At 73.6% G+C, this 26,642-nt stretch carries 16 protein-coding genes; 7 read left to right on the plus strand and 9 right to left on the minus strand.

The window, feature by feature from the left end; all coding sequences use genetic code 11:
- Positions 1-7 precede the first annotated feature (7 nt).
- From ACI8AF_RS11940 to ACI8AF_RS11965, 6 genes are all read right to left on the minus strand, one after another.
- On the minus strand, positions 8-1,408 hold the full coding sequence (locus ACI8AF_RS11940) for a neutral zinc metallopeptidase (RefSeq protein WP_456539923.1): 1,401 nt from the start codon (positions 1,406-1,408) through the stop codon (positions 8-10).
- Between the two features lie 250 nt (positions 1,409-1,658).
- Positions 1,659-3,053 carry a neutral zinc metallopeptidase gene (locus ACI8AF_RS11945; protein WP_456539924.1) on the minus strand — a complete coding sequence of 465 codons (1,395 nt, stop codon included), beginning with the start codon at positions 3,051-3,053 and terminating at the stop codon, positions 1,659-1,661.
- Between the two features lie 161 nt (positions 3,054-3,214).
- A complete protein-coding gene (gene glgB, locus ACI8AF_RS11950; RefSeq protein ID WP_456539925.1) occupies positions 3,215-6,028 on the minus strand; it encodes a 1,4-alpha-glucan branching protein GlgB in 2,814 nt (937 codons plus the stop codon).
- 50 nt (positions 6,029-6,078) lie between these two features.
- Positions 6,079-7,449 carry a maltokinase N-terminal cap-like domain-containing protein gene (locus ACI8AF_RS11955; protein ID WP_456539926.1) on the minus strand — a complete coding sequence of 457 codons (1,371 nt, stop codon included), beginning with the start codon at positions 7,447-7,449 and terminating at the stop codon, positions 6,079-6,081.
- Complete coding sequence (treS, locus tag ACI8AF_RS11960; RefSeq protein ID WP_456539927.1) at positions 7,446-9,266, minus strand: maltose alpha-D-glucosyltransferase; 1,821 nt, start codon at positions 9,264-9,266, stop codon at positions 7,446-7,448. Before treS ends, ACI8AF_RS11955 begins: the two co-directional genes overlap by 4 nt.
- A 59-nt stretch (positions 9,267-9,325) precedes the next feature.
- Positions 9,326-11,332: an alpha-1,4-glucan--maltose-1-phosphate maltosyltransferase gene (locus tag ACI8AF_RS11965; RefSeq protein ID WP_456539928.1), complete on the minus strand. Its 2,007-nt coding sequence runs from the start codon at positions 11,330-11,332 to the stop codon at positions 9,326-9,328.
- A 123-nt stretch (positions 11,333-11,455) separates the two neighbouring features.
- On the opposite strand from ACI8AF_RS11965, the gene glgP reads away from it, so the two are divergent.
- Together glgP and ACI8AF_RS11975 are read left to right on the plus strand one after the other, a co-directional pair.
- Positions 11,456-14,008 (plus strand): alpha-glucan family phosphorylase, encoded by a 2,553-nt coding sequence (glgP, locus tag ACI8AF_RS11970; RefSeq protein WP_456539929.1) that lies wholly within the window; start codon positions 11,456-11,458, stop codon positions 14,006-14,008.
- A gap of 144 nt (positions 14,009-14,152) precedes the next feature.
- Positions 14,153-15,127 carry an FHA domain-containing protein gene (locus ACI8AF_RS11975; protein ID WP_456539930.1) on the plus strand — a complete coding sequence of 325 codons (975 nt, stop codon included), beginning with the start codon at positions 14,153-14,155 and terminating at the stop codon, positions 15,125-15,127.
- Positions 15,128-15,277: 150 nt separating this feature from the next.
- On the opposite strand, the gene glgX is transcribed toward ACI8AF_RS11975, so the two are convergent.
- Positions 15,278-17,425 carry a glycogen debranching protein GlgX gene (gene glgX, locus ACI8AF_RS11980; RefSeq protein ID WP_456539931.1) on the minus strand — a complete coding sequence of 716 codons (2,148 nt, stop codon included), beginning with the start codon at positions 17,423-17,425 and terminating at the stop codon, positions 15,278-15,280.
- Between the two features lie 119 nt (positions 17,426-17,544).
- On the opposite strand from glgX, the gene ACI8AF_RS11985 reads away from it, so the two are divergent.
- Both ACI8AF_RS11985 and ACI8AF_RS11990 read left to right on the plus strand, forming a co-directional pair.
- Complete coding sequence (locus ACI8AF_RS11985) at positions 17,545-18,312, plus strand: ABC transporter ATP-binding protein (protein ID WP_456539932.1); 768 nt, start codon at positions 17,545-17,547, stop codon at positions 18,310-18,312.
- A 21-nt stretch (positions 18,313-18,333) separates the two neighbouring features.
- Complete coding sequence (locus ACI8AF_RS11990) at positions 18,334-19,119, plus strand: enoyl-CoA hydratase/isomerase family protein (RefSeq protein ID WP_456539933.1); 786 nt, start codon at positions 18,334-18,336, stop codon at positions 19,117-19,119.
- Here ACI8AF_RS11990 and ACI8AF_RS11995 read toward each other — a convergent pair.
- Both ACI8AF_RS11995 and ACI8AF_RS12000 read right to left on the minus strand, forming a co-directional pair.
- Positions 19,116-21,371: a protein kinase domain-containing protein gene (locus ACI8AF_RS11995; protein ID WP_456539934.1), complete on the minus strand. Its 2,256-nt coding sequence runs from the start codon at positions 21,369-21,371 to the stop codon at positions 19,116-19,118. The two genes, ACI8AF_RS11990 and ACI8AF_RS11995, sit on opposite strands and share 4 nt — an antisense overlap.
- A gap of 83 nt (positions 21,372-21,454) precedes the next feature.
- A complete protein-coding gene (locus ACI8AF_RS12000; protein WP_456539935.1) occupies positions 21,455-23,455 on the minus strand; it encodes a protein kinase domain-containing protein in 2,001 nt (666 codons plus the stop codon).
- Between the two features lie 178 nt (positions 23,456-23,633).
- On the opposite strand from ACI8AF_RS12000, the gene cds1 reads away from it, so the two are divergent.
- From cds1 to ACI8AF_RS12015, 3 genes are all read left to right on the plus strand, one after another.
- Positions 23,634-24,743 (plus strand): L-cysteine desulfhydrase Cds1, encoded by a 1,110-nt coding sequence (gene cds1, locus ACI8AF_RS12005; RefSeq protein WP_456539936.1) that lies wholly within the window; start codon positions 23,634-23,636, stop codon positions 24,741-24,743.
- A 116-nt stretch (positions 24,744-24,859) separates the two neighbouring features.
- Positions 24,860-25,639 carry an electron transfer flavoprotein subunit beta/FixA family protein gene (locus ACI8AF_RS12010; RefSeq protein WP_456539937.1) on the plus strand — a complete coding sequence of 260 codons (780 nt, stop codon included), beginning with the start codon at positions 24,860-24,862 and terminating at the stop codon, positions 25,637-25,639.
- Positions 25,640-25,671: 32 nt separating this feature from the next.
- On the plus strand, positions 25,672-26,637 hold the full coding sequence (locus tag ACI8AF_RS12015; RefSeq protein ID WP_456539938.1) for an electron transfer flavoprotein subunit alpha/FixB family protein: 966 nt from the start codon (positions 25,672-25,674) through the stop codon (positions 26,635-26,637).
- The last annotated feature ends 5 nt before the right edge of the window (positions 26,638-26,642 follow it).

A 26,642-nucleotide genomic window follows, 5' to 3' on the forward strand; every position in this document is an offset into this window, starting at 1 on the left:
GACCGCGCTAGCCGTCGATCCCCACCTCGCAGGGCCCGCCGCCCTGCAGGAAGCCGGCCCGGAACGACCGCAGCAGCTCGAACCCCGAGACGTCGGTGTTCGGGAAGACGTTGTCCTGGACGCCGTAGACGAGCAGGAACTCCACCGCCTCGTCGACGTCGCCCGGGCTGAGGGCGATGCCCTCGAACGCGCCGCTGAACAGCTGCGCGGTGTACCAGCCGGTCAGGCACACCGCGGAGCGGGTCGCCTCGGCGTCGTCGGTGGACAGCCCCGCCTGCGAGCGGACGGCGAGCGAGTAGGGCAGCGAGAGCGCGGTCGCGACGGCGTAGTCGCCGAGCTCGTCGTAGGCCGGCCGGGTGAGGTCGGCCTCGTCGTAGTAGACGGTCGTGTCGGACTCGCAGTAGCCGAGGTCGCGGTTGCCGGCCACGCACTCCGGCGCCGTGCCCTCGAACGGCTCCACCGCCGGCTCCCGGAAGTCCTCGCCGAAGGCGGCCGGGAAGACCTGCACCCAGAACGGCGGCAGCGAGTCGTCGATGAAGTCCAGGGTCTGGTCGTAGGGGGCGTCGCCCTCGTTCGGGTCGCGGGGGTCGGCGGCCGCGGCGGTGAAGATGCGGTCCTCGCCGTAGTTGTCCCGGCAGGCCGTGACGCCGTCGTCGAAGCCCTCGGCGATCGCCGAGACCCGGTCGAAGTACGAGCCGTGCGCCCCCTCCTGGGAGGGGTCGGTGCCGACCGGGTCGGCCACCTGGAGGTACCCGCGCAGCACCTGGTCGAGCTCCGGCGTGCGGATCGACGTGTGCCGGCCGTTGCCCGCGGCGATCCACCCGGTCCAGGCGCCGGCGAGGCAGTCGGCCTGGGTCTCCTGGTTGATGCTCGGCCCGCGGTAGCCGAAGCGGTCCTGGACGGCGTGGCCGAACTCGTGGGCCATGACCACGGCGACCAGCGACAGGTCGTAGTTGGCCGAGAGCTCGCCGAGGAAGACGCGGTCGTAGCTGATCGAGTCGGGGTTGGCCCGACCCGGCGCGTTGCAGTAGAGCGCGTTGTTCTCGACCCGGTCGGGGTCCAGCCCGCAGCTCACGCCGTCCGGGTAGGTCGCCTCGTCGACGTCGTCCGGGTCGACGCTGAAGACCCCGCTGGTCAGCGGCTCGAACGGCGAGCCGAACGCCTCGGGGTAGGCCTGCTCCCAGAACGTGTAGAGGTCGGCGAGGGCGTTGCGCGCCTCCTGGTCAACCTCGTCGCCGTCCACGGACCCGACGATCGGGAACTCGTCGGGGGTGGCGTCGCGCAGCTGGTTGCCGGCGGGTGCGGCGGCCCCCACCACGGTGCTCGTGCAGCCGGCGAGGAGCAGCCCGCCCGCCGCGGTCGCGGCCAGCGCTGCGCGCAGGCGGCGCCACATCGGCAAGTGCGTCATGTGGTGCGTTCCCTCGTCCGTGTCGGGCCGGTGCATGCATCGTGACACGGTCCGGGGACGGCGGACGCGGGGGGGGGGGGGGGGGGGGGGGGGGGGGGGGGGGGGGGGGGGGGGGGGGGGCCGGGCGCGCGGCGGGGGGGGCGGCGGGGGGGCGGGCCGGGCGTGGGGGGGGGTGCATGGCAACGGCAAGCGGGCCGGCGACGGCGCCCCCCCCCCGCGGCCCGCCCCGGCCCCCGGCCGCGCGGGGCGATCAGCCCTCGACGCCCACGTCGCAGGCGCCGATGCCCTGCAGGAAGCCGGCCCGGAAGGAGCGGACCAGCTCGAAGCCGGAGGCGTCGGTGTTCGGGAAGACGGCGTCGTCGACGCCGTAGGCGAGCAGGAAGATGACCGCCTCGTCGACGTCACCGGGGCTGATCTGCACGCCCTCCAGCCGGGCGCTGAACACCTGCGCCTCCCACCAGCCGGTCAGGCAGGTCGCGGAGAGGGTGGCCGCGCCGTCGTCGGTGGACAGCCCGGCCTGGGCGCGGACGGCCAGCGAGTACGGCAGCGAGATCGCGGTGGCCACGGCGAAGTCGCCGACCTCGTCGTGCGCGGGCTCGGTGAGGTCCTGCTCGTCGAAGTACACGGTCTGCTCGTCGGCGCAGTAGCCGAGGTCGCGGTCGCCGGCCACGCAGCCGGGCGCGGTGCCGTCGAAGCCGGTGACGGCGGGCTCCTGGAACTCGGTGCCGAAGGCCTGGGGGAAGACCTCGACCCAGAACGGCGGCAGGCTCACGCCGATCAGCTCCAGGGTGGTCGGGTAGGGCGAGTTGCCCTGGTTGGCCTGGTCCTCCTGGGAGAACTCGGCCGCCGTGAACACCCGGCCCGGCTCGAAGTTGTCGCGGCAGGCGGCCACGCCGCCGTCGTAGCCCTCGATGATCGCCGACACCCGGTCGAAGTAGGAGCCGTGGGCGCCGTCGCGGCTGGGGTCGCTGCCGACGGCGTCGGCGGTGATCAGGTAGCCGCGGATGATCTCGTCGAGCTCGGGCAGCCGGACCGACGTGTGGTCGGAGTTGCCCTCCACCGCCCACGCGGTCCAGGCGCCGGCGAAGCAGTCGGCCTGCGTCTCGATGTTGATCGACTCACCCTCGAGGCCGTTGATCCGCCACTGGATGGCGTGCCCGAACTCGTGGGCCATGACGAAGGGGACCAGGGCCCGGCCGTACTGCTCGGCCAGCTCGGTGAGGAAGTTCTTGTCGTAGGTGATGGCGTCGTCGTTCGGCGATCCCGCACCGGCGCAGAAGAACGCGCCGGTGCCGGCGACCTCCTCGGGGTCGGCGCCGCAGCCGACGCCGTCGGGGAACTGCGACGGGTCGAGGTTCTCCAGGTCGACGCTGTAGAAACCGCCCTGCAGGGGTTCGAACTCCTCGCCGAACGCCTCCGGGTAGGCCTGCTCCCAGAACGTGTACAGGTCGGCCAGGGAGTTGCGGGACTCCGTGTCGACCAGGTCACCGTCGACGGCGGCGGTGATCGGGAACTCCTCGGCCGCCACGTCGGTGGGGACGCCGTCGGCGGGCGACGCCGCGCCCGTGACGGTGCTGGAGCAACCGGTGAGCAGCACACTGCCCACCGCGGCCGCGGTGATCGAGCGGCGCAGGCCATGCCTCATGGGGGAGCTGATCCTCTTGTCGGGGCCGGTCCGTACCGGCGTCGTTCTCGCGAGCCGGCACATGATGCACGGTCACGACCCCGAGCGGGGCGCAGGAGCGCCCGGTGTCGCAAAGCACGGTGGCGGGACCGTGCCGACGCCGGGGGCGCTCCCGCGCGCGATCAGCCCTCGTGCAGGAACCAGACGGTGCTCAGCGCCGGGGCCTCGATGACCGCCGAGTACGGCTGTCCGTGCCACGGTTCCTCGACCGCGTCGACGCCGCCCCAGTTGCCGCCCCCGGCGCCGCCGTAGCCCTCGGCGTCGCTGTTGAGCACCTCGCGCCAGCGGCCGCCGCGAGGCAGGCCGATGCGGTAGCCGCTGTGCGGCGTCCCGGCGAAGTTGGTGACGCAGGCCAGCGCCTGCCCCGGCGCGTCGCTCTCGGCGTCCGCCTTCTCCGGTCGCCCGTACCGGAGGAACGACAGCACGTTGCCCGAGGAGTCGTTGGCGTCGATCCACTGGAACCCCGACGGGTCGACGTCCTGGCTCCACAGCGCCTCCAGCTCGCGGTAGCGGCTGTTGAGGTCGGTGACCAGCTGGAGGATCCCGCGGTGCGCCGGGTCGTCGAGGTGCCACCAGTCCAGCGACCGGCTCTCGGCCCACTCGGAGTCCTGGGCGAACTCCGAGCCCATGAACAGCAGCTGCTTGCCCGGGTGCGCCCACATGTAGGACAGGTACGCGCGCAGGTTGGCCAGCTGCTGCCACCGGTCGCCGGGCATCTTCCGCAGCAGCGAGCCCTTGCCGTAGACGACCTCGTCGTGGCTGATGGGCAGCACGTAGTTCTCGGAGTAGGCGTAGATCATCGAGAACGTCAGCTGGCCGTGGTGGTAGCTGCGGTAGACCGGCGGCTTCTCGATGTAGGCCAGCGAGTCGTGCATCCAGCCCATGTTCCACTTGAAGCCGAAGCCCAGGCCGCCGAGGTGGGTGGGCCGGGTGACGCCGGGCCAGGCCGTCGACTCCTCGGCGATGGTGACCACGCCCGGCACCTCGCGGTAGACGGTCGCGTTCATCTCCTGGAGGAAGGCCACCGCCTCGAGGTTCTCCCGCCCGCCGTGGATGTTCGGCAGCCACTCGGAGCGCGAGTAGTCCAGGTAGAGCATCGAGGCGACGGCGTCGACCCGCAGGCCGTCGACGTGGAACTCCTTGCACCAGTACAGCGCGTTGGCCACCAGGAAGTTGCGGACCTCGGTGCGGCCGAAGTCGAACACGAACGTGCCCCAGTCCAGCTGCTCGCCGCGGCGGGGGTCGGCGTGCTCGTACAGCGCGGTGCCGTCGAAGCGGCCGAGCGCCCAGGCGTCCTTGGGGAAGTGCGCGGGCACCCAGTCGACGATGACGCCGATGCCGGCCTGGTGCGCCTTGTCGATGAGGTAGCGCAGGTCGTCGGGGTTGCCCAGGCGCGCGGTCGGCGCGTAGTAGGACGTGACCTGGTAGCCCCAGGACCCGCCGAACGGGTGCTCGGCGAGCGGCATGAACTCGATGTGCGTGAACCCGGCGTCCACCACGTACTGCACCAGCTCGTCGGCGAGCTGGCGGTAGGACAGCCCCTGCCGCCACGACCCGGCGTGCACCTCGTAGACGCTCATCGGGCGCTCGTGCCAGCCGGCGCGGGCACGGTCGGCCAGCCACTCGTCGTCCTGCCACTCGTAGGTCGACTCGGTGACCACCGACGCGTTGGCCGGGGGGACCTCGGTGGCGAAGGCGAGCGGGTCGGACTTCTCCCGCCACTCGCCGTCGGCTCCGAGCACGTGGTAGCGGTACCGGCTGCCCACCTGGACCCCGGGGATGAAGATCTCCCAGACGCCGGAGGCGCCGAGGGACCGCATCGGGTAGGCGCGGGCCTGCCAGTAGTCGAAGTCGCCGGTGACCTTGACGCCGCGGGCGTTGGGCGCCCAGACGGCGAACGAGACGCCCTCGCTCAGGCCGCCGGGGGTGTCGTAGCGGCGGACGTGCGCGCCGAGCACCTCCCAGAGGCGCTCGTGCCGGCCCTCGCCGATGAGGTACTGGTCGAGCTCGCCCACCGTCGGCATCCAGCGGTAGGGATCGTCGACGACGAAGGTGTTGGTGCCGCCGGAGCCGTCGCCGTAGCTGACCTCGATGCGGTAGTCGCCGGGCTGCTGCGGCAGGCCGGCCTCGTAGATCCCGCCGCCGTGCAGCTGCCGGGCCTCGTAGCGCGCGCCGTCCTGGTCGATGACGGCGACGCTGACCGCCTCCGGGCGCAGGGTGCGGACCACCCACCGGCCGTCGCCGGCCGGGTGGAAGCCGAGCACCGCGTGCGGGTCGTGCGACCAGCCCTCGACGATGGCGCGCAGCTGGTCACCGGTGACCTCGGCGCCGACCCCGATCGCGGGCGCGGCGGGTTCGGCCGCCCCGGGGGCGGCGCCCGCGCCCGTGCCGGTCGCGGGCCCGGAGGTCTCGGGCGCGGAGGTCTCGGGCGTGGGGGTCTCGGGCGTCGGGGCCTCCGGGGTCGTGGTCCCCGGGGCCGGCTCGCCCGGCTCGGCCGGGGCGCCGGTGCCGTCGCCCGGCTCGGCGATCGGGGCCGGCGGCACCACCGGCGGCGTGGTGGCTGCGGCAGTCTTCTTCGTCGTGCGCTTCGCCGCCGTCCCGGGCGGCGCCGTCTTCTTGGCCGGCGCCGTCTTCTTCGCCGCGGCCTTGCGGGGAGCCTTCGCGGCCGGCGCGGCCGGCGCGGCCGCCTCGGCGGTGGCGGGGTCGGTGCCGCTCGTGGCGGCCGTCGTCTTCGCCGTCGTCTTCTTCGCCGTCCCCGCGGCCGTCGTCTTCGCGGCCGTCGTCTTCTTCGTCGCCGGGGTCTTGCGCGCCGGTCGCGCCGGGGCCACGTTCTCGTCCGCCTCGGCCTGCTGCTGGACGCGGGCGGTCTTCTCCTCGACAGCGGCCTGCAGTTCTTCCTTGCCGGCCACGTGGTCCTGTGCGTCGTCCGTCGTCATCGTCGCCCTCGCTCCGTGGTGCGTCGTCGGGAAGTCGGTGCCCGCCGCGCTCAGCTGCCGGACGTGAGCCGGGTCAGCGAGTGCAGCGGGATCATCAGCCAGTGCGGCCGGTTGCGCGCCTCGTAGACGCACTCGTAGACCGCCTTGTCGGCCTCGAACGCCCGGAGGAGAGGGGAGTCCCCGCAGGGATCCAGCCCGCTCGCGGCCGAGTAGCCCGAGCAGTAGGCGGTCCGGTTGCGCTCTGCCCACTCCTGGGCCCGGTATGCGCGCTGAGGGTCGTCGGGTTGCTCGACCAGCATGTGACGTGCGGCGTAGTCGAAGCTGCGCAGCATCCCGGCGACGTCGCGCAGCGGGCTGTCGAGCTGCCGGCGCTCCTCGAGCGAGCGGGCCGGTTCGCCCTCGAAGTCGAGCAGGATCCAGCCGGTCGCCGTCCGCAGCACCTGCCCCAGGTGCAGGTCGCCGTGCACCCGCTGGCGGACGACCGGCTCGGTGGTCCCGGCCACCGCCGCGTAGAGCGCGCGCAGGCCGTCGGCGTGCTCCGCCAGCTGCGGCACGACCTCGATCGCGGCGTCCAGCCGGGCGTTCATCTGCTCGGCCAGCGCGGCGAACCACGCCTCGTCGGCCGGCTCGGTGGGCAGCACCTTCGCCATGTCCGCGTGCACCGACGCGGTCGCCGCCCCGAGCCGCTCGCTGTCGGCGGCGAAGTCGCCGCCGACCTCGTCGGCGTGCAGGTCGCCCTCGGCGTAGAGGTCGCGGACGCTCGCGGTGGCCAGCCGCCAGCCGTCGCTGGCGTTGGGCACGAACCGCTGCAGCATGCCGGCGGTCGCCGCCGGCTTCGCCGGGTCGGGGTCGTCGATCTCGAGGTAGCCGAGCAGGGGCGCGATGTGCACGTTCTCGGTGCGGCGCAGCGCGTCGTGCACCTCGACGTCGGGGTTGAGGCCGGGCTCCAGGCGCCGGAAGAGCTTGAGGATCGCCTCGGACCCGTAGATCAGCGAGGTGTTGCTCTGCTCGCCGGAGACGATGTCGCCGGGCAGCCCCTCGGGGATGTAGGCGACGCCGGCCGGGTGGAAGTGCATCGGACCCACCGTCGAGGCGGCGACCAGGTGCTTGAGCCAGGGCACCGTCGCGTCCCGGTCGCGCATGGCGTCGTAGCCGTAGAACTCACGGCCCTCGAAGGTGACCGCGCCGATGAACGCGGAGGTCAGCTCCTCGGTCGGGTGCTCGTGCCAGGAGACCGGGATCAGGTAGGTCTCCCGGCCGCCGTCGACGTAGGTGACGGTCATCCGGTGCACCGACACCACCGGGTGCTCCCGCTCGAGGAAGAACCCGGTCTCGTCGACGTCCGCCCACTCCCGGCCCTTGCCGCCGAACCAGCGCTGGGCCGGCATCCAGTCCTTGAGCAGGTCGCTGGCCACGGTCATCGGGCACCTCCGCCGGTGTGCTCGGGGCCGGCCGTGTCGCCGTTCCCGACGACCCCCGCGGCGAGCAGCGACTCGGCCAGGCCGGTCTCGTGCTCCGGTTCGGGCTCCGGCTCGGGCTCGAGGGGCTTGGCCAGCTCGAACCAGTAGAAGCCGTGCCCGGCCAGGGTGAGCATGTACGGCAGGACGCCGATCTGCGGGAACTCCACCCGGCCGGTGAGCTCGATCGGGGTGTAGCCCTCGAACTGCCGCAGGTCCAGCTCGACCGGCTGCGGGAACCGCGACAGGTTGTTCACGCACAGCACGATGTCGTCGCCGAACCGGCGGACGAAGGAGAGCACCGTCGGGTTGCGCGAGCCGACCTCCTCGAAGGTGCCGAGCCCGAACGTCGGGTGCTCCTTGCGGACGGCGATCATCCGGCGGATCCAGTGCAGCAGCGAGTTGGTGTTGCGCAGCTGCGCCTCGACGTTGGTGGTCTGGTAGCCGTAGACCGGGTCCATGTTCAGCGGCAGGTACATCCGCTGCGGGTCGGCGGTGGAGAAGCCGCCGTTGCGGTCCGGCGTCCACTGCATCGGGGTGCGGACGCCGTCGCGGTCACCGAGCCAGATGTTGTCGCCCATGCCGATCTCGTCGCCGTAGTAGAGGACCGGCGAGCCGGGCAGGCTGAACAGCAGCGCGTTGAACAGCTCGAGGGTGTTGATGTCGTTCTCGAGCAGCGGGGCCAGCCGGCGGCGGATGCCGATGTTGGCCTTCATGCGGGGGTCCTTGGCGTACTCGCCCCACATGTAGTCGCGTTCCTCGTCGGTGACCATCTCGAGGGTCAGCTCGTCGTGGTTGCGCAGGAAGACGCCCCACTGGCAGTTCTTCGGGATGTCCGGCGTCTGGGCCATGATCTCCGAGATCGGGAACCGCTGCTCCCGGCGCGCGGCCATGAACAGGCGCGGCATCACCGGGAAGTGGAACGCCATGTGGCACTCGTCGCCGTCGGCGCCGAAGTACTCGACGACGTCGGCCGGCCACTGGTTGGCCTCGCAGAGCAGCACCGTGTCCGGGTAGCCGGCGTCGACGACCTTGCGCACCCGCTTGAGGAACTCGTGGGTGCGGGGGAGGTTCTCGCAGTTGGTCCCCTCCTCCTCGAACAGGTAGGGGACGGCGTCCAGCCGGAACCCGTCGATGCCCAGGTCCAGCCAGAACTTCAGCGCGTCGAGGATCGCGTCCTGCACCCGCGGGTTCTCGAAGTTGAGGTCCGGCTGGTGGGAGAAGAAGCGGTGCCAGAAGTACTGCTTCCGCACCGGGTCGAACGTCCAGTTCGAGCTCTCGGTGTCGACGAAGATGATCCGCGCGTCGGGGTAGCCGGAGTCGTCGTCGGCCCAGACGTAGAAGTCGCCGTAGGGGCCCTCGGGATCGCTGCGGCTGGCCTGGAACCACGGGTGCTGGTCCGAGGTGTGGTTCATGACGAAGTCGATGATCACGCGCATGCCCCGGGCGTGGGCCGCGTCGAGGAAGTCCTTGAAGTCGTCGATGTCGCCGAACTCGGGCAGCACCGCGGTGTAGTCGCTGACGTCGTAGCCGCCGTCGCGCAGCGGGGAGGCGAAGAACGGCGGCAGCCAGAGGCAGTCGACGCCCAGCCACTGCAGGTAGTCGAGCTTGTCGGTCATGCCCCGGAGGTCGCCGACGCCGTCGGCGTTGCTGTCGGCGAAGCCGCGGACGAGCACCTCGTAGAACACGGCGCGCTTGAACCACTCCGGGTCGGTGCCGGGGGCCGGCAGCGCCGACGGCTCGTGGTCGGCGGTGGTCGCGTCGGGGACGGGAAGGGTCATCGGGAGAAGTCGTCCTCGATCTTCTGGTGGGGCGGACGGCCCGGGGGGTGGGACCGGGCTCAGGCGGGCGGCGGGAACTGCACCGGGCGCGGGAACGCGATCGAGAAGATGTGCGCCGGCTCGCGGTACGGGTCCAGCTCGAGGTAGTTGAACTGCCCCCAGTCGTAGGAGGCGCCGGTCAGCTCGTCGGTCACCGAGAAGCGCTCGTGCCAGTCGAGCCCGAGGGCCGGCAGGTCGAGGGCCGTCGTCCCGATCTGCGTGTGCCGGCTGGAGAGGTTGACGACCACCAGGACGGCGTCGGTGGACCCCGGGTCGGTCTTCGAGAAGCAGACCAGGTTCGGGTTGTCGACGTCGTGGAACCGGAGGGTGCGCAGCTGCTGCAGCGACGGGTGCGCCCGGCGGACCTCGTTGAGCCGGCGCAGGTACGGCGCCAGGCTGCGCCCGGACGCCTCGGCGCCGGCCCAGTCGCGCGGCCGCAGCTGGTACTTCTCGCTGTCCAGGTACTCCTCGCTGCCCGGCCGGACGGCGACGTGCTCGAACAGCTCGAACCCGGAGTAGACACCCCAGGTCGGGCTCATCATCGCCGCGAGCACCGCGCGGATCTTGAACATCGGCGGGCCGCCGTACTGCAGCGACTCGTGGAGGATGTCCGGGGTGTTCACGAAGAAGTTCGGCCGCATGTAGTGCGCCGTCCCGGCCAGCGAGCGGCCGTACTCCTCGAGCTCCCAGCGCTCGGTGCGCCAGGTGAAGTACGTGTACGACTGGGTGAACCCGAGCCGGGCCAGCTGGTGCATCATCGCCGGCTTGGTGAACGCCTCGGCGAGGAACAGCACGTCGGGGTCGGTCTTCTTGACCTCCCAGATCAGCCAGTGCCAGAAGTTCAGCGGCTTGGTGTGCGGGTTGTCGACGCGGAAGATCTTCACCCCGCAGGACACCCAGTGCCGCACCACCCGGAGCACCTCGGCGTAGATGCCCTGCGGGTCGTTGTCGAAGTTGATCGGGTAGATGTCCTGGTACTTCTTCGGCGGGTTCTCCGCGTAGGCGATCGTGCCGTCGGGCTTGGTGGTGAACCACTCCGGGTGCTCCTTGACCCAGGGGTGGTCGGGCGCGGCCTGCAGCGCCAGGTCCAGCGCCACCTCCATGCCGAGCTCGCCGGCCCGCCAGACGAAGGCCCGGAAGTCCTCGAGCGTGCCCAGCTGCGGGTGGACGGCGTCGTGCCCGCCCTCGTCGCTGCCGATGGCCCACGGCGAGCCGACGTCGTCGGGGTCGGGGGTGAGGGTGTTGTTGCGGCCCTTGCGGTTGACCCGGCCGATCGGGTGGATCGGGGGCAGGTAGACGACGTCGAAGCCCATCTCGGCGACCGCCGGCAGCCGCTCCTGGGCCGTCGTGAACGTGCCGTGCGTGGGGCGGCCGCCGACCACCGGGCCCTCGGAGCGCGGGAAGAACTCGTACCAGGAGCCGAAGAGCGCGCGCGGCCGGTCGACCCAGACCTCGTAGGTGGGGGAGGCGGTGACCAGCTCGCGCACCGGGTGGTCGTGGAGCACCTGCTGCAGGCCCGGCGTGAAGGAGGGGGCGACCCGGGCAGTGAGCTCCAGCGACTCGTCGCGCAGCGCAGCCGCCGCGGCCGAGACGGCGTCGCGGTGCTCGGCGGGGCAGGCGGCGGCGACCCGGTCGAGCAGCCGCGCGCCCTCCTCGAGGTCGTTGGCCAGCTCGCCGGCGCCCTGGCCGGCGGCGATCTTCACCTCGACCGCGTGGTGCCAGGTGGCCAGCGGGTCGCTCCACGCCTCGACCGTGTAGGTCCAGCGGCCCTCGCGATCGGGGACGACGGTGGTCAGCCAGCGGTCGGGCTCCTCGCCGTAGCGGGCCATGCGGCGCAGCGGCGGCCGGTCGGTGTCGCCCGGGGGCTGCCACACGACGTCGGCCGCGACGGCGTCGTGACCCTCGCGGAACACGGTGGCGGTGATCGGCAGGTGCTCACCGACCACGGCGCGCGCGGAGAAGGACCCGCACGACACGACGGGGGCGACATCGGTGATGCCGAGGCGGAGATCAGGTCGGCCAGTCATCACCGGGAACGCTATCGAGATCACCGAGCGGCCACACCTCGGCGGCGGGGGACCACCCGCAGGAGTGGCCGGGCGGCTCGGCGTGCGGCTGAACCGGCCGCGCCGCCTGGTTAGGCTCGGCCGGTGCGAGCACTCCGCCGGTTCACCGTCCGCGCCACCCTCCCGGACCCTCTGCAGCCACTGGCCCAGCTGGTGATGAACCTGCGCTGGTCGTGGCACCCCGAGACGCGGGACCTGTTCGAGGCCCTCGACCCCGCGCTGTGGCAGGACTGCGGCGGCGACCCGGTCAAGATGATGGGCGAGATCTCGGCCGAGCGGCTGGCCACCCTGGCCAAGGACCGCCGCTTCCTGCGCCGCCTCCAGGACGTCGTCGACGACCTCGAGGAGTACATGGGCGCCGAGCTCTGGTACCAGTCGCTCGGCGGCGACGCCCCCGCCTCCATCGCGTACTTCTCCGCCGAGTTCGGCATCACCGAGGTGCTGCCCCAGTACTCCGGCGGCCTGGGCATCCTGGCCGGCGACCACCTCAAGGCCGCCTCCGACCTCGGCGTCCCGCTGATCGGCGTCGGTCTGCTCTACCGGGCCGGCTACTTCGACCAGGGCCTGTCCGCCGACGGCTGGCAGCTCGAGCACTACCCGGCGCTGGACCCGCACGGCCTGCCGGTGAAGCTGCTGCGCCGCCCGGACGGGTCCGCCGTCGTCATCACCGTGCCGCTGCCCGAGGGCCGCACCCTGCACGCGCACGTGTGGCGGGCGCAGGTGGGGCGGGTGCCGCTGCTGCTGCTCGACACCGACATCGAGGAGAACGCGCCCGCCGAGCGGATGGTCACCGACCGCCTCTACGGCGGCGACGAGGACCACCGGCTGCGGCAGGAGATGCTGCTCGGCATCGGCGGCGTGCGGGCGCTGCGGGCGTTCTGCTCGCTCACCGGGACCCCGCAGCCCGAGGTCTTCCACGCCAACGAGGGCCACGCCGGCTTCCAGGGCGTCGAGCGCATCCGCGAGCTCACCGAGTCGCACGGGCTGTCGTTCCCCGAGGCGCTGCAGGCGGTGCGCGGCGGCACCGTGTTCACCACGCACACGCCCGTGCCCGCCGGCATCGACCGCTTCCCCCGCGCCCTCATCGAGCGCTACTTCGCCGGGTTCGGCGTCCCGCTGGGCGAGCTGCTGGCGCTGGGGGCCGAGGAGGACCCGGCGAAGTTCAACATGGCCCACATGGGGCTGCGCCTCGGGCAGCGGGCCAACGGCGTCAGCCAGCTGCACGGGCACGTCAGCCGGCACATGTTCAACGGCCTGTGGCCGGGCTTCGACGAGGACGACGTCCCGATCTCCTCGATCACCAACGGCGTGCACGCGGCGACCTGGACCGCCCGCGAGCTGGTCGAGCTCGGCACCCAGACGAGCTCGCAGGGCGACCCGCTCCAGGTCGAGGGCCCGGTGCACTTCGACGGCGTCGACCGGATCCCCGCCGGTGACCTGTGGCAGACCCGCCGGATCCTGCGCGGGCGGCTGGTCGACGAGGTGCGCCGCCGGCTGCGGGACACGGCGCTGGCGCGCGGGGCGGTCGAGGCCGAGGTCGGCTGGACCGACACGGCGTTCGACCCCGACGTCCTCACCATCGGCTTCGCCCGCCGGGTGCCGTCCTACAAGCGGCTGACCCTGATGCTGCGCGACCCGGAGCGGCTCAAGGCGCTGCTCCTCGACGACGAGCGGCCGATCCAGCTGGTCATCGCCGGCAAGAGCCACCCGGCCGACGACGGCGGCAAGCAGCTGATCCAGCAGATGGTGCGCTTCGCCGACGACCCCGAGATCCGGCACCGCATCGCGTTCCTGCCCGGCTACGACATCGGCATGGCCCGCTACCTCTACTGGGGCTGCGACGTCTGGCTGAACAACCCGCTGCGGCCGCTGGAGGCCTGCGGCACGTCGGGCATGAAGGCCGCGCTCAACGGCGGGCTGAACCTCTCCATCCGCGACGGCTGGTGGGACGAGTGGTTCGACGGCCAGAACGGCTGGGCCATCCCCACGGCCGACGGCGTCGCCGACGCCGACCGGCGCGACGAGGTGGAGGCCCGCGCCATCTACGACCTGATCGGCACCCAGGTGCTGCCGCGGTTCTACGAGCGCGACCGCGACGGCATCCCCGCCCGCTGGGTCGAGATGGTGCGGCACACGCTGCGCGAGACCGGCCCGAAGGTGCTGGCCGCGCGGATGGTGCACGACTACGTGCAGCAGCTGTACCGGCCGGCGGCGGTCTCGGCGCGGGCGATGTCCGACGGCGGCACCTACGCGCCGGCCCGGGAGGAGGCGGCCCGCCGGGCGCACCTGCTCGACCACTGGGGCACGGTCCGGGTCGCGCACGTGGAGGCCACCGGCGCCGGGGACACCCCGGAGATCGGGACGACCCTCGCCCTGCGTGCCGAGGTGGAGCTGCCCGGGCTGGCCCCGGCCGACGTCCAGGTGCAGGCCGCCTACGGCCGGGTGGACGACGCCGACGGGCTGCACGAGGTGACCTGCATCCCGATGGCGCACGAGCAGGCCGACGGGTCGCGGCACTGGTTCACCGCCACCGTGCCGCTGGAGCGCACCGGCGCCTTCGGGTACACGGTGCGGGTGCTGCCGCACTCCGAGCACCTCGCGAACCCCGCGGAGCTCGGAGTGGTGACGAGCGCCTGAGGAGCGGGCCGCCACCCGCCCGTACTCTCGCTTGAGACCCTCAGGTCACGGGTATCCCACGCACCCCGGGTGACACCTCGCTCGCTCGGCGTGGCGGTGCTCCGCGGCCGCCCACACCTGTTGCGCAACACTAGGCTGGAGCCCATGCCCGACCGCTGTGAAGTCCTCCCCGGAGAGTCGGTCGTCGCCCGCCGCGGCGGCGGCCTGCTGTGGGTCGACGCGCCCGGCTCGCCCGCCCTGGTGGCGGCCCTCCACGCCTGCCTGGGGGTCTCGGGTCCCGGCGCCGACCGCGTCCTGGCCGCCGTCGCCGGCCAGGTCTCCGCCCTCGCCCACGGCGGGGCCTCCTTCGCCCTCGTGCTCGCCGACACCACGGAGGGCGCCGGTACCGGTGTCGCGCTGTGGTCGGGGAAGGGCCAGCCCGCCGTCGACGGCGTGCCGGTCCCGGGCTCGTCGGTCGACGGCGGCTGCACGCTGGCGGCCGGGTTCTCGCTCGGCCAGACCCTCTACGTCGGCCCCGGCCAGGCGGCGCCCCAGATGCCGCCGGGTGTCGCCCTCGACCTGGTCGAGGGGACCGTCCCGGGCTCCGGCGCGATGCTGCAGCTGGCCGCCCCGGCGCCGGCCGCCTCCGCGCCCCAGCCGGCCGCGGCTCCCGCGCAGACGTACTCCGCCCCGTCCGACGCCGGCTTCGGCGCGGCGCCGTCCGCCCCGGTGTCCTCCGGTGCGACGCGCGCCGACTCGGGCGAGCAGACCGCGTTCTGGCGCCCCGACACCCCGTCGGCGCCGATCCTGCGGTTCGACGACGGCATGGTCGTCACCGTCGACGAGGACCTCGTGCTGGGCCGCCGTCCGGACAACCACGAGCTCGTCACCGCCGGCTCGGCCCGGCCGGTGCCGATAGCGGACACGCAGAACGTGCTGTCCTCGGCGCACGCGGCCATCCAGCGCGCCGGCCGCGAGGTCTCGCTCGTCGACCTGGGCTCGCTCAACGGCACCCACGTCGCCGGCCCCGAGGCCACCGAGTGGACCCAGCTCGAGCCCGGCGTCGCCCACCCCCTGTCCGACGGAGACCGGCTGCTGCTCGGCTGGACCGTCATCACCTTCGAGCAGCCGCAGGACTGACGCCCGACCGAACGTCGAAGGGCCCCGCCGGTTCGCCGGCGGGGCCCTTCCGCGTTCCGGAGCGGCTCACCCGCGCCGCGTGGTCGCCAGCCCCGCCGCCGACCTCGGGGGTCGCGGCCACGCGGCGAGGGTGACGCCCGCCGGGGTGCCTCAGGGACGGCGGAGGATGCGCATCAGCCAGACGCTGCGGCCCGGCAGCTCCACCGGACCGGGGCCCACCACCGCCGGCCGCGGCGGGGCGCCGGTGGGGTACTCGGTGGAGAGCACCAGCTCGTAGCCGTCACCCCACGGCGGCCCGGGCAGCGTCACCGTCGTCGCCTCGGCGCCGGCGTGCAGCCACACCAGGTACGACTCGTCGACCACCTGCCGGCCGAACTCGTCGCGGTGCCGCAGCGCCCGCCCGTCGAGGTACATGCCGACCGTCTTCAGGCCGGTGTCGAACCAGTCCGAGGTGGTCAGCTGCGCGCCGGCCGGGTTGAACCAGGCCAGGTCGCGGGTGCCGCCGGTCGCCGGCAGCTCGTGGCCCTCGAAGAACGCCTCCTGCCGCAGCGCCGGCGCGGTGTGCCGCAGCTGCACCAGCCGGCGGACGAACGCCAGCAGGTCCTCGTCGACGTCCTTCCAGTCGATCCAGGAGACCTCGTTGTCCTGGCAGTAGGCGTTGTTGTTCCCCAGCTGCGTGCGGCCGAGCTCGTCGCCGGCGGTCAGCATGGGCACCCCGGTCGACAGCAGCAGCGTGGCCAGGTGGTTGCGCACCTGCCGGGCCCGCAGCGACGTGATCGCCGGGTCGTCGGTCGGCCCCTCGACGCCGCAGTTCCAGTTGCGGTTGTGGCTCTCGCCGTCCCGGTTGTCCTCGCCGTTGGCCTCGTTGCGCTTGCGCTCGTAGGCGACCAGGTCGGCGAGGGTGAACCCGTCGTGGGCGGTGACGAAGTTGATGCTGGCGAACGGCCGCCGGCCGTCGGAGCGGTAGAGGTCCGACGAGCCGGTGAGCCGGTAGGCGAGGTCGCGGACGCCGACCTGGGCGCCGGACCACACGTCGCGCACCGTGTCGCGGTACTTGCCGTTCCACTCGGTCCACGGCGGCGGGAAGTTGCCCACCTGGTAGCCGCCCTCGCCGACGTCCCACGGCTCGGCGATCAGCTTCACCTGGCTGACCACCGGGTCCTGGTGGACGACGTCGAAGAACGCCGACAGCCGGTCGACGTCGTGCATGGACCGGGCCAGCGCCGAGGCCAGGTCGAACCGGAAGCCGTCGACGTGCATCTCGGTCACCCAGTAGCGCAGCGAGTCCATGAGCAGCGCCAGGACGGCGGGGCGGCGGACGTCGAGGGTGTTCCCGCAGCCGGTGTAGTCGGTGTACCGGGCCGCGTCGCCGCCGCGCACGCGGTAGTACGCGCGGTTGTCGATGCCCTTGAACGACAGCGTCGGGCCGGTGTGGTCACCCTCGGCCGTGTGGTTGTAGACGACGTCGAGCACGACCTCGATGCCGGCCGCGTGCAGCGCCTTGACCATCGCCTTGAACTCGGTGACCTGCTGCCCGGCGCTGCCCGCGGAGCTGTACGCCGCGTGCGGGGCGAAGTAGCCCAGGGTGTTGTAGCCCCAGTAGTTGGTCAGGCCGCGGCGCAGCAGGTGCGGCTCGCTGACGAAGTGGTGCACCGGCAGCAGCTCGACGGCGGTGACGCCGAGCCCGGTCAGGTGATCGATGAACGCCGGGTGCGCCAGTCCCGCGTAGGTGCCGCGCAGCGCCGGCGGGACCTCGGGGTGGCGCATGGTGGCGCCCTTGACGTGCACCTCGTAGATCACCGTGTCCGACCACGGCGTCCCCGGGCGCCGGTCGCCCTCCCAGGGGAAGGAGTCGTGGATGACCACCCCGCGGGGGACGAACGGGGCCGAGTCGCGGTCGTCGGGGGTCTGCGAGTCGGGGTTGTCGCCGCGGTAGCCGAAGAGCGCTCCGTCGAGGGCGAGCTGCCCGTCGACGGCCCGCGTGTACGGGTCGAGCAGCAGCTTGGCGGGGTTGTAGCGCTGGCCGCTGCCGGGGTCGTAGGCGCCGTGCACCCGGTAGCCGTAGCGCTGGCCCGGGCCGACGCCGGGCAGCCGGGCGTGCCAGACCTGGTGCGTGTTCTCCTGCAGCCGGTGCCGGTGCTCCACGCCGTCGGCGTCGAACAGGCACAGGTCCACCGCCTGCGCGCCGCCGGCCCACAGCGCGAAGTTGGTGCCGGTCCCGTCCCAGTGCGCGCCCAGCGGGCTCGGCCATCCGGGCCATGCGATGGGACCGGACGGTCCGACCTCGGGGAACTCCACGCCGCGATCCTGCCCCCTCCCGACCCGTGGCGCGTCGCAGGGAGCGCTGCGGGAGTTGGTTGGATGGACGTGTGTCGAGCAGTGTGTCGGGTGGGGGCGCGTCCGAACCGGTCGTCCGGATGCGGGGGGTCGACGTCGTGCGGGGGGACACCCACCTGCTGCGCGGCGTCGACTGGACGGTGGAGGCCGACCACCGGTGGGTGGTCCTCGGCCCCAACGGGGCGGGGAAGACGACGCTGCTGCAGCTGGCCGCCGCCCACATGCACCCCACGCGCGGGGAGGTCCAGCTGCTGGGGGAGACCCTCGGCGCCGTCGACGTCTTCGAGCTGCGCCCGCGCATCGGGTTGACCAGCGCCTCCCTGGCGCAGCGGATCGAGCCGGGGGAGAAGACCGGCGACGTCGTCGTCTCCGCCGGCTACGCCGTGGTCGGCCGGTGGCGCGAGCGCTACGACGTCCACGACCTGACCCGCGCCGGGATGCTGATGAACCAGTGGGGGGTGGCCCAGTTCGCGCACCGGCCGTTCGGCACGCTGTCGGAGGGCGAGCGCAAGCGCGCCCAGATCGCCCGCGCGCTCATGCCCGACCCCGAGCTGCTGCTGCTCGACGAGCCGGGCGCCGGGCTCGACCTCGGCGGCCGCGAGGACCTCGTGGCCCGGCTGGCCGACCTGGCGCGCTACCTCTACGCGCCGGCGCAGGTGCTGGTCACCCACCACGTCGAGGAGATCCCGCCCGGCTACGACCACGCCCTGCTGCTGCGCGGCGGCGAGGTGGTGGCCGCCGGGGCCGCCGACGACGTCCTCACCGCCGCGCACCTGTCCGACACCTTCGGCCTGGCGCTGACCCTGTCGCGGCAGGACGGCCGGTTCACCGCTCGCCGCGCCACGTAGCCCCGCGGCTAGGGTGCGGCCATGACGGAGCCGCAGTTCGTGACCCTGCAGGTCGAGGACGGGGTGGGCACCATCCGCCTCGACCGGCCGAAGATGAACGCGATCGACGAGCAGCTGCACCGCGAGGTGCGGGCCGCGGCGAGGGAGGCCGCCGAGCGCGCCGACGTCCGCGCGGTGGTGATCTACGGCGGGGAGCGGGTCTTCGCCGCCGGCGCCGACATCAAGGCGATGTCGCAGCTCGACGGCAGCTCGATGGTGGCTTGGGGCCGGGAGCTGCAGAACTCCTTCATCGAGGTGGCCCGGGTGCCGAAGCCGGTCATCGCGGCCGTCACCGGCTATGCCCTCGGCGGCGGCTACGAGCTCGCGCTGTGCGCCGACTTCCGGGTGCTCGGCGCGAGCGCCAAGATCGGCCAGCCCGAGATCCTGCTGGGCGTCATCCCCGGCGCCGGCGGTACCCAGCGGCTGGCCCGCCTGGTCGGCCCGGCCAAGGCCAAGGACCTGGTGTTCACCGGCCGGCACGTCGGGGCCGAGGAGGCGCTGGAGATCGGCCTGGCCGACGCCGTCGTCCCCGACGACGAGGTCTACGCCACCGCCGTGGCGATGGCGCGGAAGTTCGCCGCCGGTCCGCCGCTGGCCCTGGCCGCCGCGAAGCGGGCGATCGACGAGGGCCTGGACCTGCCGCTGGCGGAGGGGCTGGCGCTGGAGAGCCGGCTGTTCGCCGAGATGTTCGACACCGAGGACCAGAAGACCGGCATGCGCTCGTTCCTCGAGAGCGGCCCCGGGAAGGCCACCTTCACCGGTCGCTAGACGGCCGCGAGGTCGAGCACCCGCACCGTCCCGGAGTCGAGGTCGGTCACGTAGGCCTGCCGGCCGTCCGGGCGGACGGCGACGCTGGTCGGGCTGCCGCCGGTGGGGATCGTGGCGGTGACCCGGCCGGTCGTGGTGTCGACCACCGAGACGGTGCCGCTGTCGACGTCGGCGGTGTAGAAGTGCCGGCCGTCCGGTGCGTAGCTGATGTCCTGCGGGCGGGCGCCGACCGGGATCGTCGCCACGACGGCGTTGGTGGCGGTGTCGATGACCGACACCTCGTTGCTGTCGAAGTTGACCACCGACACCTGGGTCTGGTCGGGCGAGACCGCGATGCTGTGCGGCGCGAGCCCGACCGGGACCTCGGCGATCACCCGGCCGTCGTCGGTCAGGTCCAGCACCGAGACCACGCCCGACTCGTGGTTGGCGGTGTACCCGGTCCGCCCGTCGTCGCTGATGGCGATCCAGTGCGGGTTGGGCGCCACCTCGTACGAGGCGATCTCCTGCGCGGTCTCGGTGTCGAGCACCTCCACGCGGCCCTCGTTGTGCAGCGGCACGTAGAGCAGCCGGCCGTCGGGGGACGTCTCCGGTGCGAACGGCCGCAGGCCCACCTCGACGGTGTCGGTCACGGTGTTGCTCGCCGTCTCGACGAAGACGACGTAGTTCTCCGTGTAGTCCTCGTTGGTCACCGTCACGTACGCGACCGAGCCGTCGGGGGAGAAGGTGATGAACTGCGGCGGCCCGGCCTCGATCGGGATCGTGCCGGTGACCGTGTTCAGCGTGGTGTCGAAGACGGTCACCACACCGGCGCCCCGGTTGGCGACGTAGGCGTAGCGCCCGTTGGGCGCCACCGCCATGTAGCCGGGCGTCTCGCCGACGTCGATCGGCTCGCCGTTCACCGTGGGGACGGCGATGCTGTCGGCCGGTGCGGGCGCCGACGGCACCGTGGACGGCGGCCCCTCCGAGATCGAGCCGCTGCCCTCGGCGGGTGCGCCGGTGGTCGGCGCGGCGGTCTCGCCCCCCGATCCGCCCTCGTCCCGCGGCCAGAGGAACGCGGTGAGCACGCCGGCCGCGACCAGCAGCACCAGCACGCCGACCAGCAGGGGCCACCGCCGGCGCCGTCCCGCCGCCGAGCCGGGCCGCCCCGGCCCCCCGGGCGGGAGCGGGCCGACCGGGTGGCTCCCGCCGCCCGGCGGCAGCGGGCCCCGGGGCCCGACCACCGGCCCCGGCGGGAGCAGCGGGTCGGCCGAGCTGTGCGAGCCGTCGGCGGACAGCACGCCGACGCCGGCCGGCGCCGGGGGCGGTGGCAACGCCTCACGGGGGATGCGGACCGGCTCGGCCACCGGGGGCGCAGGCGCCGGGACGGGTGCCGGGGCGGGGGCGGCGGCCACCGGCGCCGGCGTCGGGGGCCGGGTCGCCGCGAGGGAGGAGGCGGTCGCCCCGACGGCTTCCCGGGCGGCGCCGATGAACTCGCAGGGGCTCGCGTACCGGTCCTCGGGCCGCTTGGCCATGCCCTTCGCGATCACCGCGTCGAGGGCGGGCGGGACGCCGGCGACCAGCTCGCTCGGCCGGGGCGGGTCGGCGTAGAGGTGCGCGTAGAGCAGGGCGGGCAGGTCGCCGCCGGGGAAGGGCCGCGTCGCGGTGAGGCACTCGGCCAGGACGCACGCCATCGAGTAGACGTCCACCCGGCCGTCGATCGGCGCGCTGGTGAAGCGCTCCGGCGCCATGTAGTCCAGCGTCCCGACGGTCGCGCCGGTGATGGTCAGCGACGTGCGGGTGTGGCCGACCTGGCGGGCGATGCCGAAGTCGACGACGTAGACGAAGTCGTTCTTCGTCACCAGGACGTTCGACGGCTTCACGTCGCGGTGCACCAGGCCGTCGGCGTGCGCCGACTCCAGCGCGTCGGCGACCTGGCTGAGCAGGGCGATCGCCCGCTCCGGCGGCAGCGGCCCCTCCGCGAGGATGTCGCCGAGGTCGCGGCCGTCGACCAGCCGCATGTCGATGTAGAGCCGGCCGTCGATCTCGCCGTAGTCGTGGATCGGGATGACGTGCGGTTCCCGCAGCCGCGCCGCCAGCTCGGACTCGCGCCGGAAGCGGGTGGTGAACTCCGCGTCGTGGGCGAGCGACTCGGGGAGCAGCTTGATCGCGACCAGCCGGTCGCGGCGGGTGTCGCGGGCGCGCCACACCTCGCCCATCCCGCCGACGCCCACGAGCGCCTCGAGCTCGTACGGGCCGAACTGCCGCGGTGTCATGCGCACCCGCTCCCTCGACGGCGACCGCCGCAGCGTAGGGGCGCTGCCACCAGGGGGTAAAGGCTCGGGTCGACGGCCCGTGCTCAGCCGGCGGAGATGTCGAGCACCGAGACGGTCCCGTCGTCGACGTTGGTGACGTAGGCGCGCTCGCCGTCGGGCCGGACGGCGACGCCGGTCGGGGTCCGCCCGACGGGCACGGTCGCGCTGACCGTGTAGCTGCGCGTGTCGACCACCGAGACGGTGCCGTCGTCGGCGTTCACCACGTAGAGGTGCCGGCCGTCCGGCGCCCACGCGACGTCCTGCGGGTGCCGCCCCACCGGCACCGTGGCCAGCCGGTCGTCCGACAGGGTGTCCACGATCGCCAGCTCGCCCCCGTCGAACCCGGCGACGGCCACCCGGTCGCCGTCCGGGGAGACGGCGACCGCGTACGGGCCGTTGCCGCCGTCGAGGGTGGCCACCCGGCTGCGCGTGCGGGTGTCGACGACCGTGAGCCGGTCGGTCTCGTGGCTGGCGACGTAGGCGTGCCGGCCGTCGGTGGAGAAGGCGACGTCGTGCGGGTCCGGGGGCGCCGGGATCCGGTCGACGACCTCGCCGCTGCGGGCGTCGACGACGTCGATCCGGCTGGCCCCGTGGCTGGTCACCCAGACCTCCCGGCCGTCGGGGCTGACCGCCGCGCCGAACGGCCGGGGGCCCACCTCGGTCGAGAACGCCACCTCGCCGGTCGCGGTGTCGAGGGCGACCAGCCGGTGCACGATCTGCTCCGAGTCCTTGACGCTGACGTAGGCCGTCCCGCCGTCGGGGGAGAGGGCCACGTACCAGGCCGGGCCGTCGGGGACGTCGAGGGTGCCGGTGAACGAGTGCCCGCCCGCGTCGAGCACCCAGAGGTCGCGGCCGCGACCGGTCACGTACGCGGTGGACCCGTCCGGGGAGAACTCGACGGAGGCGGGGGAGACACCCACGTCGACCGTCGCGACGACGGTCGGCCGCGCGCTGCTCTCGGCGACCGCGGGCACCGGGTCGCCGGCGGACGCGCGGACGACACCCGCCGTGCCGGCGGCGACCACCAGCAGCCCGGCGGCCACGGCCAGCGACCGCCGGCGAGCGGACGGCCGCGTCGCGGGCAGCGGGACCAGAACGGGCTCCGGCGGCCGGGGCGGGCGGTCGGTGGGTGCCGGCCGCAGCAGTCCCGGCGGGACCGCACGCGGCGCGGGCAGGCGGCGGGGGCGGGGGCTCGGCCGGTCCGGCGCGCCGACCCGCCCGGCGCCGACGAGGGCGTGCTCGGGGACGAGCAGGGCCTCGGCGGCGGCCGACGCGAGGGCACCGGCCGTCGCGAACCGGTCCTCCGGCCGCTTGGCCATGCCCCGGCGGACGACGGCGTCCAGCGCCGGCGGGACGCCGTCGACGGTGGTCGCGGCCCGCGGCTGCTCCAGGTGCAGGTGCGCGTCGAGCTGCGCGGCGAGGTCGGTGCCGGCGAAGGGGGCCCGCCCGCTGAGGCAGGTGTGCAGCACGCAGGCCAGCGCGTAGACGTCGGCCCGGGCGTCGACCGGCCCGCCCGAGAACCGCTCCGGCGCGGTGGTCGCCAGCGCCGCCGGTCCGGCGTCCTCCCACGCGGTGCGCAGGCCCGCCACGCCGAGGCCGGTCAGCAGGACGCCGTCGTCGGCGGTCAGCAGCAGGGTGCCCGGCTGCACCCCGAGGTGCACCAGGCCGGCGGCGTGCACGGCGTCCAGCGCGGCGGCGGCCCGGGCGACCACCTCGACCGCCCGCGCCGGTGGCAGGGGGCCGCCGTCCGCGAGCACCCGGCCGAGGTCGACCCCGTCGACCAGCCGCGACACGGCGTACAGCCGGCCGCCCAGCTCCCCGACCTCGTCCGCCGGCACGACGCCGTGCCGGCCCAGCCGGGCGGCGGCCAGGGCGGTCGACCGGAACGCGGCGACCCGGCGGGCGTCACGGGCGAGAGCGGGGGCGAAGAGCGTGAGGGCCACCCAGCGGTCCGAACGGGTGTCCAGGGCCCGGTACACCTCGCCGTGGTCGCCGGTGCCGAGGAGGGAGACCAGCTGGAACGGGCCGACGCGACGCCGGAACATGCGGCGGCCCACCTCCCGCTGGTCCGGCGTCCACCGGCCCCCTGCCGGCGGAGGCGCACGGTAGGGCGCCGACGCCGGTTCCGGTACGCACCGTCTCCTCCCCGAGGGGGAGAGCGCCCGATCGGGGGACACCGGTCGCCCGGTCGGGCACGGGCGACGGCCAGGCATGATCGCGGGCGTGACCCACCCGCCGGACGACGTCGACCGCTCCGATCCCGCCGGGCGCTCGTGGGTCGACCGCGCCGTCGCCGCCGTGGAGGCCGACGCGGTGCGCAGCGCCGACACCCACCTGCTCGTCTACCCGCTGCCGCCGGAGTGGGGCGTCGACCTCTACCTCAAGGACGAGTCGACCCACCCGACCGGCAGCCTCAAGCACCGGCTGGCCCGGTCGCTGTTCCTGTACGCCCTGTGCTCGGGGCAGATCTCCGAGGGCAGCACCGTCGTCGAGGCCTCCAGCGGGTCGACCGCGGTCAGCGAGGCCTACTTCGCCCGCATGCTCGGGCTGCCGTTCGTGGCGGTGATGCCGGCCTCGACCAGCCCGGAGAAGATCGCCCTCATCGAGTTCCACGGCGGCCGCTGCCACCTCGTCGACGACCCGGCCGCGGTCTACGACGAGGCCCGCCGGGTCGCCGACGAGACCGGCGGGCACTACCTCGACCAGTTCACCAACGCCGAGCGGGCCACCGACTGGCGGGGCAACAACAACATCGCCGAGTCGGTGTTCGAGCAGCTGGCCCTCGAGCGGCACCCCGTGCCGGAGTGGATCGTCGTCGGGGCCGGCACGGGCGGGACCAGCGCGACGATCGGCCGCTACCTGCGCTACCGGCGGCTGGCGACCCGCCTGGCGGTGGTCGACCCGGAGGGGTCGTCCTTCTTCCCGTCCTGGCGGGACGACGACCGGGCGGTGGCCACCGGCCGGTCCTCGCGCATCGAGGGGATCGGCCGTCCCCGCGTCGAGCCGTCGTTCGTGCCGACGATCGTCGACCGGATGATCTGCGTGCCCGACGCGGCCTCGATCGCCGCGGTGCGCCACCTGGAGCGGGTCACCGGACGGCGGGCCGGCGGCTCCACCGGCACCAACCTGTGGGGTGCGTTCGGCCTGGTCGCGGAAATGCTCGCGGCCGGCCGGACCGGCAGCGTGGTCACGCTGCTCTGCGACGGCGGCGAGCGGTACGCGCACACGTACTACTCCGACGACTGGCTCGCCCGGCAGGGCCTGGACCTCGCTCCGCACGCCGCCGCGCTGGAGGTCTTCGCGGCGACGGGGGAGTGGCCGGCCGGCCGGTGATACAGGTCACCCACCTACCCCGGCGCGTGTCCGTTACCGGCCAGTAACCTCCATGATCGGAGCTAGGCGGGCGTCAGGGCCCGCGCCCCGACCCCATCGCGGAGGTAGGTCTGGCGATGAACATCGTCGTTCTGGTCAAGCAGGTCCCGGACTCCGGCAGCGAGCGCAAGCTCGACCCGTCCGACAACACGGTCGCGCGGGCGACGGCGGACAACGTCATCAACGAGATGGACGAGTACGCCATCGAGGAGGCGCTGCTCGTGCGCGACCGCGAGGGCGGCGAGGTCACCGTCCTGTCCGTCGGCCCCGACTCCGCGACCGACGCGATCCGCAAGGCGCTGTCGATGGGCGCCGACAAGGCGGTGCACGTCTCCGACGAGGCGATCCACGGCTCGTGCGCCATCCAGACCTCCGCGGTGATCGCCGCGGCGCTGGGCCAGCTGGAGTACGACCTGGTGCTGTGCGGCGCCGAGGCGACCGACGCGCAGATGAGCGTCATGCCGGCGCTGCTGAGCGAGCGGCTGGGCATCCCGCAGCTCTCCGGCGCCCGCAAGCTCACCATCGAGGGCGGCGTCGCCAAGGTGGAGCGGCAGACCGACACCGGCTACTGGGCGCTCGAGGCCCCGCTGCCGGCCATCGTGTCCACCTGGGACTCGATCAACGAGCCGCGCTACCCCTCCTTCAAGGGGATCATGGCCGCCAAGAAGAAGCCGGTGGAGACCAAGTCGCTGGCCGACCTCGGCGTCGACACCGGCTCGGTCGGCCTGGCCAGCGCCACGTCGCAGGTCGTCGACTTCGCCGGCCGCCCGCCGAAGGGCGCCGGGGTGAAGGTGACCGACGAGGGCGACGGCGCCGAGAAGCTCGTCGGCTTCCTCGCCGAGCAGAAGATCGTCTGACCCGGACCTGCAGAGCGAAGGAGAACACAGACATGGCTGAGGTCCTGGTCCTCGTCGAGCTCAACCCCGCCGGCGGAGGCGTCCGCAAGACGACGCTGGAGGCGCTGACCGCCGCCCGTGCGCTGGGCGAGCCGTCGGCCGTCGTAGCCGGCGCCCCCGGCTCGGCCGCCGCCGCCAAGGACGCGCTGGCCGAGTACGGCGCGCAGAAGGTCTACGTCGCCGAGTCGCCCGAGATCGACGACTACCTCGTGGCGCCCAAGGCCGAGGTGCTCGCGCAGCTGGTCGAGCGCGTCTCCCCGGCCGCCGTGGTCATCCCGTCCTCGCCCGAGGGCAAGGAGGTGGCCGCCCGGCTGGCGGTCAAGACCGGCAGCGGGCTGCTCACCGACGTCACCGAGATCGCCGCCGACGGCACCGCCACCCAGGCGGCCTTCGCCGGCTCGACGATCGTGCACTCGCGCGTCACCACCGGCACCCCGATCTACACGCTGCGCGGCAACTCGGTCGCCCCGGAGCCCGCGCAGGGTGCCGCGGCCGAGGAGACCGTCGAGGTGGCGCTGTCCGACGCCGCCAAGCAGGTCAAGGTCGTCGACCGGGTCGTGGAGCAGAAGAGCAGCCGGCCGGAGCTGACCGAGGCGGCGATCGTCGTCTCCGGCGGCCGCGGCGTGGCCAGCGCGGAGAACTTCTCGATCATCGAGAACCTGGCCGACTCGCTCGGCGCGGCGGTCGGCGCCTCGCGCGCGGCGGTCGACTCCGGCTTCTACCCGCACACCTTCCAGGTGGGGCAGACCGGCAAGACCGTGTCGCCGCAGCTCTACATCGCCGTCGGCATCTCCGGTGCGATCCAGCACCGCGCCGGCATGCAGACCAGCAAGACGATCGTCGCCATCAACAAGGATCCCGAGGCGCCGATCTTCGAGCTGGCCGACTTCGGCGTGGTGGGTGACCTGTTCCAGGTCGCCCCGCAGGCCACGGAGCTGATCAAGACCCGCCGGGGCTGAGTCCT

Source organism: Blastococcus sp. SYSU D00669 (assembly GCF_054050715.1).